General features: G+C 34.0%; 11 protein-coding genes, 1 tRNA gene and 2 pseudogenes. 5 read left to right on the top strand and 9 right to left on the bottom strand.

Features of this window, described 5'->3' with window-relative positions; genetic code table 11:
* Window positions 1-15: 15 nt before the first annotated feature.
* Entirely contained in the window at window positions 16-1,308 is a 1,293-nt protein-coding gene (locus ACJJV4_RS01075) for a hypothetical protein (RefSeq protein WP_405291232.1), read from the bottom strand.
* Entirely contained in the window at window positions 1,308-2,036 is a 729-nt protein-coding gene (locus ACJJV4_RS01070; protein ID WP_405291230.1) for a type III pantothenate kinase, read from the bottom strand. Before ACJJV4_RS01070 ends, ACJJV4_RS01075 begins: the two co-directional genes overlap by 1 nt.
* Window positions 2,037-2,225: 189 nt before the next feature.
* Here ACJJV4_RS01070 and ACJJV4_RS01065 point away from each other — a divergent pair.
* Window positions 2,226-2,301, top strand: a tRNA-Phe gene (locus tag ACJJV4_RS01065).
* Window positions 2,302-2,359: 58 nt separating this feature from the next.
* Here the strand turns inward: ACJJV4_RS01065 and ACJJV4_RS01060 are convergent.
* Window positions 2,360-2,902, bottom strand: a complete 543-nt coding sequence (locus ACJJV4_RS01060; RefSeq protein ID WP_405291228.1) for a DUF2911 domain-containing protein — start codon at window positions 2,900-2,902, stop codon at window positions 2,360-2,362.
* A 177-nt stretch (window positions 2,903-3,079) separates the two neighbouring features.
* Here ACJJV4_RS01060 and ACJJV4_RS01055 point away from each other — a divergent pair, with 177 nt between their 5' ends.
* Entirely contained in the window at window positions 3,080-3,382 is a 303-nt protein-coding gene (locus ACJJV4_RS01055; RefSeq protein WP_405291226.1) for a DUF202 domain-containing protein, read from the top strand.
* 190 nt (window positions 3,383-3,572) lie between these two features.
* On the opposite strand, the pseudogene aspS reads toward ACJJV4_RS01055, so the two are convergent.
* The 5 genes and pseudogenes from aspS to ACJJV4_RS01030 form a co-directional block, all read right to left on the bottom strand.
* A pseudogene (gene aspS / locus ACJJV4_RS01050) lies at window positions 3,573-5,402 on the bottom strand (aspartate--tRNA ligase); the annotation flags it as partial.
* A gap of 135 nt (window positions 5,403-5,537) precedes the next feature.
* Window positions 5,538-6,908 (bottom strand): annotated as a pseudogene (gene gatB / locus ACJJV4_RS01045) (Asp-tRNA(Asn)/Glu-tRNA(Gln) amidotransferase subunit GatB); the annotation flags it as partial.
* On the bottom strand, window positions 6,908-8,308 hold the full coding sequence (locus ACJJV4_RS01040; protein ID WP_405291224.1) for an amidase family protein: 1,401 nt from the start codon (window positions 8,306-8,308) through the stop codon (window positions 6,908-6,910). The gene ACJJV4_RS01040 and the pseudogene gatB, both read right to left, overlap by 1 nt.
* A 2-nt stretch (window positions 8,309-8,310) precedes the next feature.
* A complete protein-coding gene (locus ACJJV4_RS01035) occupies window positions 8,311-8,580 on the bottom strand; it encodes a hypothetical protein (protein WP_174564437.1) in 270 nt (89 codons plus the stop codon).
* A gap of 262 nt (window positions 8,581-8,842) precedes the next feature.
* Window positions 8,843-10,048 (bottom strand): multidrug effflux MFS transporter, encoded by a 1,206-nt coding sequence (locus tag ACJJV4_RS01030; protein WP_405291221.1) that lies wholly within the window; start codon window positions 10,046-10,048, stop codon window positions 8,843-8,845.
* 98 nt (window positions 10,049-10,146) lie between these two features.
* Between ACJJV4_RS01030 and ACJJV4_RS01025 the strand changes: the two genes are divergently transcribed.
* From ACJJV4_RS01025 to ACJJV4_RS01015, 3 genes are all read left to right on the top strand, one after another.
* Entirely contained in the window at window positions 10,147-10,731 is a 585-nt protein-coding gene (locus ACJJV4_RS01025; protein WP_405291219.1) for a Crp/Fnr family transcriptional regulator, read from the top strand.
* A 153-nt stretch (window positions 10,732-10,884) separates the two neighbouring features.
* Window positions 10,885-11,463 carry a YceI family protein gene (locus ACJJV4_RS01020; protein ID WP_405291217.1) on the top strand — a complete coding sequence of 193 codons (579 nt, stop codon included), beginning with the start codon at window positions 10,885-10,887 and terminating at the stop codon, window positions 11,461-11,463.
* Window positions 11,464-11,590: 127 nt separating this feature from the next.
* On the top strand, window positions 11,591-12,199 hold the full coding sequence (locus tag ACJJV4_RS01015; protein WP_405291215.1) for a DEAD/DEAH box helicase: 609 nt from the start codon (window positions 11,591-11,593) through the stop codon (window positions 12,197-12,199).
* Between the two features lie 3 nt (window positions 12,200-12,202).
* On the opposite strand, the gene ACJJV4_RS01010 is transcribed toward ACJJV4_RS01015, so the two are convergent.
* Window positions 12,203-13,744: an acyl-CoA carboxylase subunit beta gene (locus tag ACJJV4_RS01010; RefSeq protein WP_405291213.1), complete on the bottom strand. Its 1,542-nt coding sequence runs from the start codon at window positions 13,742-13,744 to the stop codon at window positions 12,203-12,205.
* Between the last annotated feature and the right edge of the window lie 17 nt (window positions 13,745-13,761).

Below are 13,761 nucleotides of genomic sequence, written 5' to 3'. Positions count from 1 at the left end.
ATAAATTTTATGTTGTTAGTCAAATTTTCTTTTACTAAACCATCTATCGTTCAAAGATAAACTTAATTGGAAATTAACAAAATTCTCTTGTATTAAATTACTGTTAGTGGTACCGCGTTTACCAACTTCTACACCTAAATTAGCATTAGAGAAAAAACTTCCTACTGGTAATCCTAGACCAAAAGACATGCCAAACTCGTTTATCGATTCGTTTTCTATATTCAAACCTGTGTTTTCGAAGTGTAAACCTGCTCTGTAAACAACTCGGCTTAAGTAACTTGAGAACGAATTGTATTTCGGGATATAAAATCCACCAAGTTTAATTGCAGATTGATCTTCGTAGGTTGCACCATTACTATATAGTGGGTTATCGAAGTCACTTGTTTTTAAATATTCAGACTCTATACCTACAAACCACTTTCTTGGTTGGCCAATACCAACACCAAAAGTAATTTTAGATGGTAATACTAATTCTGTATCTTTTAAATCTCCTAAATCACTAGTTATTGTATTTAACGCAAACTCAGCGCCACTTGTATTTGTTGTAATTGTTGAGAAAGCACGTTGGTTTTGAGATGATAAGTTGCTTTCTGGAGTATAAGTAAGTCCAGATATAAGTTCTAACTTCTCGTTTAACATAATTCTGTAAGATGCTCCTAAATTGATGTTTAATCCGCTTAAATCTGATCTGTTGTTTTCTCTAGCTTGGTATTGTACAGGGTTTCCCTCGCTATCGTAAACGTACTCAATAGTACTGTTTTGAATATTTCCAAAGTTATATTGAAAATCGATACCAATACTTAAGCCTTCGGTAACTTGATAACCAAAACCTAAAAAAGCTTTGTTTAAACCACCCTCACCTCTAAATCGGTTCGATATTAAGTCATCATTATAAGCTTCTAATTTATACCCAACAGATGTATATGGTTGAAGTCCAAAACCAAAACCAAAATCGCCCATAGGAATAGAAATAGCTAAATAATCGAAGGTAGACGATGATGCATTGTCTTTACTCGATTCACTTTTTAATGTCGTGCTGTTGTACGTGCCACCTACAGTGAATTTTACTGGTCGGCTTTCGTTGTTTAAAATATCTAAGTTTTTGCCTGCATATGATGCCGGGTTTCTAAGGTTTACGTGTATACTGTCGTTATAGATGCTTATGCCACCCATACTTCGGTTTTCAACTGTTCCTTTAAATTTAAGGCTTCCAATACCATAAAAAGAATACGGAGATGCCGTTCCTTCTTGTCCGTAACTTTGCATTGCAGTTATTGCAATAAAAACGAGTACAAGTTTTTTTATCATTAATTTGAGTTAAATTTTAAAATATAGTAAAGTCCTTCTAAAAGGAAATTAGAGTTGGCAAATATGCTACTTTTTAATTGTTTAGACAAGAAATTAGTATCGCCACCTGTTAAAATAATTGTTAAATCTAAATATTTTTCTTTATAAGAAGCAATATTTCCGTCAATTTCATTTAAAACGCCATGAACAACACCTGAGTGTATTGATGATTTAGTTGAATCTCCAATAATAGATTCAGGCATTTCTGTATCTAGTAACGGTAAATTTGCTGTTAAATTATTCAGAGAGGCATAGCGCATGCGTAAACCAGGTGAAATAGCGCCTCCTAAATACTCATTATCTGCTGTTACAAAATCGTAAGTGATACAAGTGCCTGCGTCTATAATTAGGGTGTTTTGATTTGGAAATTGTTTGGCCGCAGCACAAACTAAAGCTATTCTGTCTACTCCTAAGGTTTTGGGTGTTTGGTATAGGTTGGTAAAAGGAAGTTCTGTTTCGCTGTTTAAAATAGTGAGGTCAACGAGTGATTTTAAAACTGTTATATCGCTTTCGGTTAGGTTGCCAACCGATGATATTATAGCTTTTTTAATATTTAAATACTTGTTTTTAAGTGTTTTAGTTTCTTTTAGAAGGTTTTCTAATTTCACAACTTGTTTACTTTTAAGGGTGTTATCCTCAAAAATAGCAAGCTTTACAAAGGAATTGCCAACATCTATTATTAAATACATAATTATAAAAAACGTAAAATTACAAAAGGAACATTAAAGAGATTCTTAATTATTCTATAATATTTAAAATTATTTTTATGTGTAAAATGAAGAACATCAGGTGAGTATAAAATATTTTAATTTTTTATCAAAATTCTTTTGGCAGAAACGAAAATAGAGTATATATTTGCAACCGCTTAACAAAGCAATGGTGCCTTAGCTCAGTTGGTAGAGCAAAGGACTGAAAATCCTTGTGTCCCTGGTTCGATTCCTGGAGGCACCACCATAAAAAAACCGATTCATTTTTGAATCGGTTTTTTTGGTTTAATAAAGTTTTGTTTTTGTTACTTAGTAAATGGTACCGCAATACGAGCAGTTCCCCAACCTAAGTGCATATGTATCGCGCCATCAACTTCTTCAAAAGCAATTGAAAAAGCATCTAATTCTTCTCCAGAAGTTACAGGTACAGATAATCTTGCTACATCATTAGCTTCGTTGTAAAAATAAGAACCCCAAACATTTAAGTCTGTACTAATTATTGCAATCCATTCTTTTTCATTAGGAATTACATAAAACGTATATGTTCCTGCTTTTATGGTAGAATCTCCTAATTTCATGTCTGTAAAAAGTGTTAATTCTGCAGCTTCATTCGCTCCAGTTCTCCATACTTTACCATTAGGTGCTAAAGTTGCTAAGTCTCTTCCTTTAAGTTGTGGACGGCTATAAATTATTTTTATTAATTTATTAGCGTCTTTATAACTTGTAGGGAATGCTGCTGCATCCATTGGACTAGCATCTAGTTTCGCAAATTTTTGGGCGTTTACACTTGTTGATACTAAAATTGCAAATACAAAGGCTAGACTTGTTAATAAGGTTGTTTTTTTCATGATTTTAATTTTAAATGTTTTTTTGTTGAACTTGATGTTCGCTTTAGATTGTAAACAGTCGTTTTAGTTTGCTAAAGTTAACAATACTATTTCAAACCTTTTTTAATTTGAATTGTAAAATAATGTATAAATGCTATTTTAATGAAAAATATGTATTTTTATATAAAATTTACAAAAATGAAACTTTTAAGTTTTGGTCGCGATTTTAAACCGGATCAACAAGTTATTCTTAGGGATTACCTAGCTATAGAACGCACACGTTTAGCTAACGAGCGTACGCTATTGTCTTACATACGATCATCTCTTTATTTACTTTTAGGGAGTCTTGCGCTATACCAAGTAAAAGAATTTCCAAACTTTAAGTATCTTACTATTATTGGCCTTATTTTTAGTGGCTTGTTTTTTATAATTGGTATTTATAGGTTTTCAATGCTTAAAAGAAGTTTAAAACGTCTGTATTATATGGCGGAAGAGAAGTAAAGCGGTCTTTAGTCTTTATAGCTTTTGGTTGTTAGTAGGTTGAACTGGGTTGTAACCTTTGTTCCTCTATTTTTTATTTTTTCAATTATTTGTAATTCTGCATCTTGGTTCTTTACTCTTAATTTCAACAAAAAAAAGCCCCAGAATAAACTGAAGCTTTTAATTTTTTATTTGAATAAGGTTTAAAGTTCTACTTACGCATCACTTTAACATTCATTTCTTCTATTTTTCTATCAGATAACAATGAAGGTGCTCCAAAAAGTAAATCTTCACTAGTTCCTGTTTTTGGAAATGCCATAACCTCTCTAATAGATGCTTTTTTCTCTAAAATCATCATTAATCGGTCTACACCCCAAGCGATTCCGCCGTGAGGTGGTGCACCATAATGAAAGGCTTTATACATGGTGCCAACGCTTTTAAGCATTTCCTCCTTGTTGTAACCCATATTTTTGTATGTAGCTTCTAATATTTCTGGTTTGTGTGCACGCACAGAGCCTCCACCAATTTCGTAACCATTCAGGATTAAATCATATTGCTGTGCAATAATACTTCCAATTTCATCTTCGTTACCATTCATGTGCTTATCGATATCGTAAATTGCAGGCATCGAGAATGGGTTGTGTGTAAAGGTCCAACGACCTTCGTCTGTTTTTTCAAACATCGGGAAATCGATAACCCAAGCAGGTCTCAATTCCTTCGGGTTGATTAAACGTAACATGCTTCCAAGTTCTTGACGTACTGCGTCTAAAGCTTTGTTGGCTGTAGCGTAATCGGCGGCAGAGAAAAATACAATATCTCCAACTTCCGCTTGTGTAGCGCTAATTATTCCGGTGGCAATATCTTCACCTAAAAACTTAATAATTGGCGATTGTAAATCGTTTTCATTTACAATAATATAGGCTAAACCACCTAAACCATGTTGTTGAGCTATACCTGTTAATTTTTCAATCTGCCCTTTAGATAAGCGTTTTTTACCTTGTTCTTCAGCAGAAACTTTAATACATTTTACAATACCACCCTCCTCAATAGGTTTGCTAAATACTTGAAAGCTGGTTTCTTTTACAATTTCCGTAATGTCTTGCAATTTTAAACCGAAACGTAAATCTGGACGGTCGCAACCGTAATAATCCATGGCTTCCTTATATGTAATTACTTCAAACGGATGTAAAATCCATTTTTTGCCATATATTTTCTTTACGATAGCATTAAACATATTGGTGTTTAAATCAATAATTTGCTGCATGCTAGCATATGCCATTTCTATATCGAGCTGTGTAAATTCTGGTTGGCGATCACCACGAGAATCTTCATCTCTAAAACAACGTGCAATTTGGAAATATTTCTCGTAACCACTAACCATCAACATTTGTTTAAACTGTTGTGGTGCTTGTGGTAATGTGTAAAATGCTCCGGCTTGTTTACGGGTTGGCACAATAAACTCACGGGCGCCTTCATCGGTACCAGCACTTAAAATTGGCGTTTCAATTTCTAGGAAATCGTCTTCGTCCAAAATATCACGCATCATTTTAATCACCTTATGGCGATTCACAATTACACGACGTACATCATCATTTCTGTGATCTAAATATTTATATTGAAAACGAACATTCTCATTTGTTTTTGTAGCGCGTTTAATTTCAAAAGGAAGCGTTTTAGATAGGTTTAAAATATCTAAATCAGTTGCTTCTAATTCTATAGTTCCTGTTTTTAAAGCCGCATTATAATCGTCTTCTTTACGTTGAACAATAGCTCCAGTTACTGTAATAACAGATTCTGGTTTAAGTTTTACAAGCTCGTCTAAATTCGCGAAAGATTCTCGGCTTAAACGGACTTGGAAAATTTGAGTACTCGAATCGCGTAAATCAATAAACATTAATTCACCGTGATCTCGCACAGAAGAAACCCATCCAGAAAAAGTAACCGTTTCTGCTATGTTTTCTTCAGATACATCTGAGATTAAATGCGTTCTGTATTCATCTTTTATAACTAAGGGGATTTCAGGGAGAATTTCCTCTTCTTTTTGTTTTACAGTTTGAACTTTGTTGGTTTCTGGTTGTTGACTCGTTGTAGCTTGTTCTGCACTAGCTCCGGAAGTTTGAACTTGTTTCAAAATTCCTTCACGAATTACTTTCCCAGAAGCACCTTTGCCAATTATAGCAATTACCTTTCCTACTAAAATACCAGCTTTACCTTGGTTTCCAGCTTTAATGTCATTGGCAACAGCTTCATTTTCTGAAATAACTTTTGCAATGGCATTTTTTATTTTTTCTTCGGAAATAGTATTGGCTTCAAAATATGTTTTGTAGTCGAATTTTGAGTCTTCTAACAAGGACTTAATAGCGTTTTGAGCTAAAACCGGTGTTACTTTTTCATTTTTAAATAAGCTAAATATTTCTATGAAATCAGCAATGTTTTCAATGCTTGTATAGTCTTCTGCTTTAATGTTGTTGGTTAATGTTTTCGCAACAAACGATGGTTCTTTGATAACGTTGTTGATAGCAACAAAGGTTTCCGAACGTAACGAATCGGCTGTGAAAAACTTAGCATCTTGAGGTAAAACACCACCTTTTATTAAAATAGATTCTACAGCAAAAGGGAGTGTGCTTAAATCAACATCAATCGATTCGACTACATTTTTGATGCTTACAAAAGGTAAATCTGGTTCCGAGATAAAACGGTAGTCTGCCTCGAATTCCTTCTTACGCATGGTTTTAGTTTGCTTTAAATCGGCATCCCACAGCACCGTAGTTTGGTCTGGTCTAAAAGCTTTATTCTCGATGTAGTAATTAAGTTGTTTTTCTACTTCTTCTTTTAAAGCATCAATCATAAACTTAAACGAGTTTAAGTTTTTAATTTCTGTTCTCGGGTTTAAGTTGTAACTCTGTTTTTTACGTAATGAAACAGAAACATCCGATTTAAACTCGCCTTTTTCAAGATTAGCTTCAGATATTTTTAAATTTTGAACAATACGCTGAATGTATTGCGCATAGGTTGAAGCATCTTCAATATGGCGAATACAAGGCTCTGTAACAATCTCAATAAGAGGAACACCTGCTTTGTTAAAATCGACTAACGAGATTTTTTTCTCATGCATCAATTTTGCTGCATCTTCCTCGATGTGAACTTGTGTTAAATTAACAGTAAACTGCGACCCGTCGTTTCTGAAACAAGACACTTGTCCGTCAGGAATAACTGGATTATGAAACTGTGTAATTTGTATGTTTTTCGGGTTATCCGGGTATTCGTAATGTTTTCTATCCCAAGAAATAACTTCGTTTTCAAATGTAGATTTTACCGCTTTACCAAAGTAAATAGCCTTTGTAATGGCTTCTTTATTAATGGATGGTAAAACACCCATTTGGCCAGTACAAACCGAACAAATATTTTGGTTAGGTGTATCTATTTCTTCGTTTGGACAAGAACAAAATAATTTTGATTTTGTGTTTAATCGTACGTGTGTTTCCAGACCGATTACTAACTCTAGTTCGTGCTTTTTAAGTAGCTCGTTTAATTGCTCTAATTCCATTATATCGTGTCTTTTAAGAAGTTAGCAAACTTCAAAACGAGTTCGTCATTATGTTTTGCTGCCGTAATTTGTAAACCTGTTGTTGTACCTTGTGGAACAGTTAGAGTAGGTAATTGCCCTAAGCTGAAACCAACTGTATAGGCATCGGATAAATACATGGCGTGCGGATCTTTTAAACTGTCGCCAATTTTAGGTGGCGTGTTTGGTGTTACTGGAGAAAGGATGATATCTACATTTTGAAAATCATCCTCAAAATTAGCCGAAATGGTATCGCGAAGTGCTAAACCTTTCAAATAAATTTCATCGGAAAACCCTTGAGATAATACTTGATTTCCACCTACAATACGACGTTTTGTTTCTTCAGAGAAGTTTTCAGAACGTGTTACCGAATAGGTTTCTTTTAGATTATCACCTTCAATTCTGTTACCATAATTTGTGCCGTCTAAACGTGATAGGTTTGAAGCGGTTTCGGCCATAGCCAAAGTATAATATGTAGATACTAAAGTTTCGGATTCAAAGAAATCCAATGCTTTAACTTCAATACCTTTTGCTTTAATTTTTTCTATCGATTGTAAAAAATCTGCTTTTACCTTCGGATCGATAGCCTTATTCTCTACAAAGTTTTTAAAGTAACCAACGGTTTTAATGCCTTCGGAATTTAAAATTTGCGCCTGAGATATTTCCGCGGAAGCGTAAGAGGTTTGATCTTTAATATCTTTACCACTCATTACGTTTAGTACAATACGAATATCTTCGATAGATTGTGCAATAGGTCCAACGCAGTCTGTAGACGATGCGTAAGCCATTAAACCATAACGAGAAATACGACCGTAACTTGGTTTTAAACCATAAACATTATTGTAACCAGCAGGTTGGCGAACCGAACCTCCTGTATCGCCACCAATAGAAAAGACGGTGTAATTTTTTGCAACATTTACTGCAGAGCCACCACTAGAACCACCACCAACTAAATCGGGATTTATAGCGTTTTTTACCGCGCCAAAAATGGTATTTTCTGAAGATGAACCATGACCAAAACTATCGCAATTTTCTTTTACCAAAGGAATAGCGCCTGCATTCAATAAATTTTGAATGGCCGTTGCCGTATATGCAGCTTTGTAGTTTTTTAACAGGTTAGAACTCGCCGTTGTTAGCGTGCCCTGAACCATATAAACATCTTTAATTCCAAAAGGAATGCCTTCTAGCAAACCAATAGTTTCACCGTTAGCAATTTTAGCATCTACTTTGGCTGCTAAATCTAGCGCCAAAGTATCTAACATGGCGTTAACCGTGTTGTGCGTATTTTGTTTTAATTGGGCTAATTTGTCTTGCACTAATGCTGTGCAAGTTATTTTTTTATCCACCAATTGCTGATGGATTTTGAGTATTTGAGAATCCATATTTATTCTTCTATCACTTTAGAGACTACTAAATATCCGTTTTTTTCCTTCGGAAAGTTTTCGATGATTATCTGTTTTTCAATTGCAGAACTTTCAATAACAACATCGTCTCTTAAATCGTTTATTGAGACCGAATTATTATGATTATTATTAAAGGTATTATTATTTGTTGGCTGTGCATTTTTAATCACATCAAATAATTTGTTGACAGCCTCGGAGGGTTGTGCACCTTTAATACTCGACAAGATGTCGACGGTCATAATTTTACTCATGTCTTAATTTTTATATTACTAAGTGAAACTTATAAGCTAGCAAAATTACGAAAGTTTTTATTGGTGCGGAAGCTTATGCATTGTAAAGTTAGAATGCCATTTTATTGGTGAAATGCCCTATGAAAATGTAGGTTATTCTCCGAATTGATGACAAATTTATATTTAAAAATGGTATTATTTAAAAATATGAAAGTGTTAATGCTTTGGAGTAAATGTTAAACCCTATAATTTATGTGATTTTACGACCCAAAAAAGATGTGTTTTATGCTGCTGCTAAACGTATTTTTCTTTTCAAAACAACAAAAACAAGAATAGATAAAATACCAAAAAGTGAAAACCCAATAAACAATGGTAAAACCGATGTTTTTACAAAAGTGCCAATATAATGTGCAATAGGTACCGCTAAAACAGTTGATAAAAAACCGTTTATTGCTGCTCCAATTCCTGCAATATGCCCAATAGGTTGCATGGCTAATGCTCTTAAATTTCCGAATAAAAAACCAACAGCAAAAAACTGTAAAGCTAAAAATGAGATGAGGGTATAAATACTTGGGTTTTGCCCCGATGAAAATAAAACCACATACAATACCGAAATAAAAGCATAAGCTAGAGTAGAGTAATATGCAATTTTCATCATGCCAAATCGCTCAACAAGTTGGCTATTTAAAAAGGTAGCAAAACCAATAGAGATCGCAAGACTGGCAAAAATATATGGAAACATTTCAGCTAAATCATATTGCTCCTGAAAAATTTGTTGTGAGGTACTTAAATACACCATAAACGAACCCGTAATAAAACCTGAAACTAGCGTAAATGCTACAGATTCTTTATATTTAAAAAACTCTTTAGCGCCATTTACAAATAGATGCGAAGAGAATTTTATACGTTTCTCTTTTGGTAAAGTTTCGGGTTGTCTCAGCCAAAACCAAATCATGATCATTAAACCAAAAATTAGGTTGAAGTAAAATATAGCTTGCCAATTAAAAAGATTTATTAAAAATTGCCCAAACATAGGAGCTATAACCGGGACTAAAATGAAAAACATCACCACAAAAGATAAAATTTTAGCCATGTAATCGCCACTAAATTCATCACGTACCATAGACGTACTTAAACTTCTTGGTGAAGACAAACCAATACCTTGCAGAATACGTCCAAAAAGCATCATTTCGTAACTTTCTGTTGTTACACAAATAATACTGGCAATAATAAAAACAATAAACCCAACGTAAACAATGGGTTTACGACCAAAACTATCTGAAATAGGTCCAAAAATAAGTTGACCAAAACCGATGCCTAAAAAAATCATGGTGATTAAAAGCTGGTTTTGGCTTGGGCTTGTAGCGCCTAGCGAAGCTCCAATCTGGGGTAAAGCCGGCAAAAGTGCATCAATCGTTAAAGCAACAATAGACATTAAGGATGCCATTAAAGCCACGAATTCAAACTTTACTTTTTTGATTTTTTCCATCGGGCAAAGGTAAAATATTATAAATCTACAGGTATTCAATTAACATTTATTAACGTTATTTTATTATCACTAAATTTGATTCGAATAATTACATATTTATGAATATAAAACCACTTTTAGATTACATAAAAAACTACGTAGATTTAACGCATAAAGAGGAAGCTTTCTTGCGGTCTAAAGTGGTTTATAGACAATATTTAAAAGGGCAATATGTAATACAGCAAGGCGATGTATGCAAACATGTTTGTTTTGTTATTTCTGGTTGTACCAAAACCTTTTATTTAGATAGAGAAGGGCAGGAGCATGTATTATCTTTTGCTATTGAAAATTGGTGGACTTCTGATATGGGAAGTTTTATTTCGCAAACACCTGCCGATTATAATACGCAATGCTTGGAGAATACTGAGGTGGTTATGTTTGTTTACGATAATTCGGAAATATTATATACAGAAATACCTAAACTAGAACGCTTTTTTAGACAAATAGTGGAGCGTGCATATACAGCTTCGCAAAAGCGAATTGTGCGCAGTTTTAGTCTTACTGCTAAAGAACGTTATGTAATCTTTAAAAAAGAATATCCTAAAATTGAAAAACGTATTCCGCAATATTTAGTAGCATCATACCTTGGTATTACTAAAGAGTTTCTTAGTAAAATTAAAAGTCAGCTTGCTCAAAAAGGCTAATAATTCTTCATTTCAAAAATTTTATAACTGCAGTACAGAAGTAAATGTTAAACTAGATTAACATCATTTAATAATCTACTTCAATGTATAGTTTTTAAAAGCTTCGCACCTTTGTGATATAATATATAAACAAGTAAATAAATTTATATCACAATGAAAAATTCAATTAAAAATATAGCACTTGTTGCTTTTGTAGCGCTTTTTACATTTTCTTTTACAACTACTGAAAAGGATAAAAAAGAGATTAAAACCGAAAGTAGTAAAGTGGTTTGGAAAGGTTATAAAGTTACAGGTTCTCACGAAGGGACTATAGATATTCAGTCTGGTGCTTTAGATTTTGATGGCGATAAATTAATTGGCGGAAACATAACTATCGATATGACAACTTTAGTGTCTACCGATTTAGAAGGCGAGTATAAAGGAAAACTTGAAGGTCATTTAAAATCTGATGATTTCTTTGGTGTTGAAATTCATAATATATCAACTATAGAATTTACAGATGTTAAAGCTTCTGGTAAAAACGCGTATGATGTTACTGGAAAATTAACCATTAAAGGAAAAACAAATTCAGTAAAATTTACAATTTCTATTTATGGAAATAAAGCAACCGCAAACTTAAAAGTAGATAGAACGAAATACGATGTAAAGTATGGTTCTGCAAGCTTTTTTGATGGTTTGAAAGATAAGGCTATTTACGATGAATTCGATTTAGTTGCCGATTTAGAGTTTTAATAGCAACCTAATTTTTAGGTAAAAGAGAAAGGCGTTCAGTAATGAACGTCTTTTTTTGTTTTTCAGCTTTCTCTTTTAGATTATGAAAAGCCTATCTTTGAAAATCTATTAAAAGAAACTTCATTTTATGTCATTTAAAAAACTAATTGAGCCATTAAAAGATACGCTTAAAACCAAAGGCATTGAAACGCCATTGCCTCTTCAAAAGAAAATTTTGTCTAGAATTAAAGGTGGTTCGAGCATGTATGTTTATGCGCCAAAAGGTTCAGGGAAAACATCGAGTATGATTATAAGTGTTATTCAGAAACTGAAAAACGCTCATGAAGATGCACCACGAGCTCTTATTTTTGTAAAAGACAAGCAAACAGCATTAGATTTAGAGCTAGAATTTAATAGTTATAAGCGAGGTACCGATTTACGTGTTTATTGTGCTTACGATGAAAAAAATATTGATGACCAACGTGATGAAATCTATTACGGTACTGATATTGTAATTGCTACTCCAAAACGATTGAATAGATTGTTCTACTTAAATTCTGTTAATTTGAATAGATTGCAAATGTGTATTGTGGACGATGCTGAGTTTTTATTTAGAAACAATAATTTAGCTGAAGTTACCAGAACGCCCGAAAGTATAGGCAAATGTCAGTATTTAGTTTTTGCTGAAAAAACGGATGCTAGATACGAGCGTTGGCAGGATACCTTTATGTATAATGCCGAAACTGTAAAAATGTAAATTTTACAACGGGATATTACCATGTTTACGTCTCGGAACGTGAACTTCTTTATTTTCTAACATAGCAAAAGCCTTAATTAATTTTCTTCGTGTGTTTTCAGGAAGAATTACTTCATCTATAAAACCACGTTCAGCTGCACGATACGGATTTGCAAATTTTTCGGCGTATTCGGCTTCTTTTTCTGCAAGTTTTTCTGAAGGATTCTCGGCATTAGAAATTTCCTTTTTAAATATAATTTCACTGGCACCCTTGGCACCCATAACAGCAATTTCGGCACCTGGCCAAGCAAAGTTTAAGTCGGCCCCAATGTGTTTGGAGTTCATAACATCGTAAGCGCCACCATAAGCTTTTCTGGTAATTACGGTTACTCGTGGCACTGTAGCTTCACTTAAGGCATATAGCAGTTTAGCGCCATTTACAATAATACCATTCCATTCTTGATCTGTGCCAGGTAGAAAACCAGGCACATCGACTAACACTAACAATGGTATATTAAAACAATCGCAAAAACGTGTAAATCTTGCTGCTTTTTTAGAACTGTTTACATCTAAAACTCCTGCAAGAAATTGTGGTTGGTTGGCAACAATACCAATGCTTTTTCCGCCTAAGCGAGCAAAACCTACAATAATATTTTCGGCATAATCTTTATGTATTTCGTAAAAAGAATCGATGTCGATAATTCCCGAAATAACCTGATGCATATCGTAAGGTTTATTTGGGTTATCGGGAACAATAGTAGCAAGCACATCTCGAACTTCATCTTGTAAATTAAAATCTAAAGGCTTTGGAGTTTCGGTATTATTTTGTGGTAGATAACTTAAAAGTGTTTTTAAATCGTCTAAACATTCAATGTCATTTGCTGAGGTTTTATGAGCAACACCCGATTTGGAGGCATGGGTTTGTGCTCCACCTAAATCTTCACTAGTTACTTCTTCATTGGTCACCGTTTTTACAACATTTGGGCCCGTAACAAACATGTAGCTCGTATTTTCTACCATTAAGGTGAAGTCCGTCATGGCCGGAGAATAGACAGCTCCGCCAGCACAAGGCCCCATAATAGCCGAAATTTGAGGAATAACTCCCGAGGCTTGTACATTTCTATAAAAAATATCGGCATAACCACCAAGCGAGCGTACACCTTCTTGAATTCGAGCGCCACCAGAATCATTTAAACCGATAATAGGAGCGCCTACTTTTACAGCCAAATCCATTATTTTACAAATCTTTTCAGCATGAGTTTCCGATAAGGCACCACCAAAAATAGTAAAATCTTGGGCGTAAATATATACCAACCTACCGTTAATAGTGCCATAGCCTGTAATAACACCATCGCCATAATACAATTGGTTTTCCATACCAAAATCTGTTGTTCGGTGCGTTACCAATGCACCAGTTTCTTCAAAAGAACCTTGGTCCATTATGTAATTTACACGTTCTCTTGCGGTTAGTTTTTTCTTGGCGTGTTGTTTATCAATGCGTTTTTGTCCGCCTCCTAAATGAGCTTCGGCAATACGTTTGTTGAGTTGGTCTACTTTTGAATCCATGGCTTTTTTGTTATTCC

Origin of the sequence: Algibacter sp. Ld11 (assembly GCF_045066735.1) — a bacterium.
Classification (GTDB): Bacteria; Bacteroidota; Bacteroidia; order Flavobacteriales; family Flavobacteriaceae; genus Algibacter.
Note: the sequence above shows the minus strand (reverse complement) of the source record. Positions and strands in the feature narration are given on the sequence as shown.

Bases quoted from the DNA above. Each gene is read 5' to 3' on its own strand.
- ACJJV4_RS01040 (WP_405291224.1), bottom strand. From the start codon at position 8,308: ATGGATTCTCAAATACTCAAAATCCATCAGCAATTGGTGGATAAAAAA.
- ACJJV4_RS01030 (WP_405291221.1), bottom strand. From the start codon at position 10,048: ATGGAAAAAATCAAAAAAGTAAAGTTTGAATTCGTGGCTTTAATGGCA.
- ACJJV4_RS01035 (WP_174564437.1), bottom strand. From the start codon at position 8,580: ATGAGTAAAATTATGACCGTCGACATCTTGTCGAGTATTAAAGGTGCA.
- ACJJV4_RS01055 (WP_405291226.1), top strand. From the start codon at position 3,080: ATGAAACTTTTAAGTTTTGGTCGCGATTTTAAACCGGATCAACAAGTT.
- ACJJV4_RS01025 (WP_405291219.1), top strand. From the start codon at position 10,147: ATGAATATAAAACCACTTTTAGATTACATAAAAAACTACGTAGATTTA.
- ACJJV4_RS01010 (WP_405291213.1), bottom strand. From the start codon at position 13,744: ATGGATTCAAAAGTAGACCAACTCAACAAACGTATTGCCGAAGCTCAT.
- ACJJV4_RS01070 (WP_405291230.1), bottom strand. From the start codon at position 2,036: ATGTATTTAATAATAGATGTTGGCAATTCCTTTGTAAAGCTTGCTATT.
- ACJJV4_RS01015 (WP_405291215.1), top strand. From the start codon at position 11,591: ATGTCATTTAAAAAACTAATTGAGCCATTAAAAGATACGCTTAAAACC.
- ACJJV4_RS01020 (WP_405291217.1), top strand. From the start codon at position 10,885: ATGAAAAATTCAATTAAAAATATAGCACTTGTTGCTTTTGTAGCGCTT.
- ACJJV4_RS01075 (WP_405291232.1), bottom strand. From the start codon at position 1,308: ATGATAAAAAAACTTGTACTCGTTTTTATTGCAATAACTGCAATGCAA.
- ACJJV4_RS01060 (WP_405291228.1), bottom strand. From the start codon at position 2,902: ATGAAAAAAACAACCTTATTAACAAGTCTAGCCTTTGTATTTGCAATT.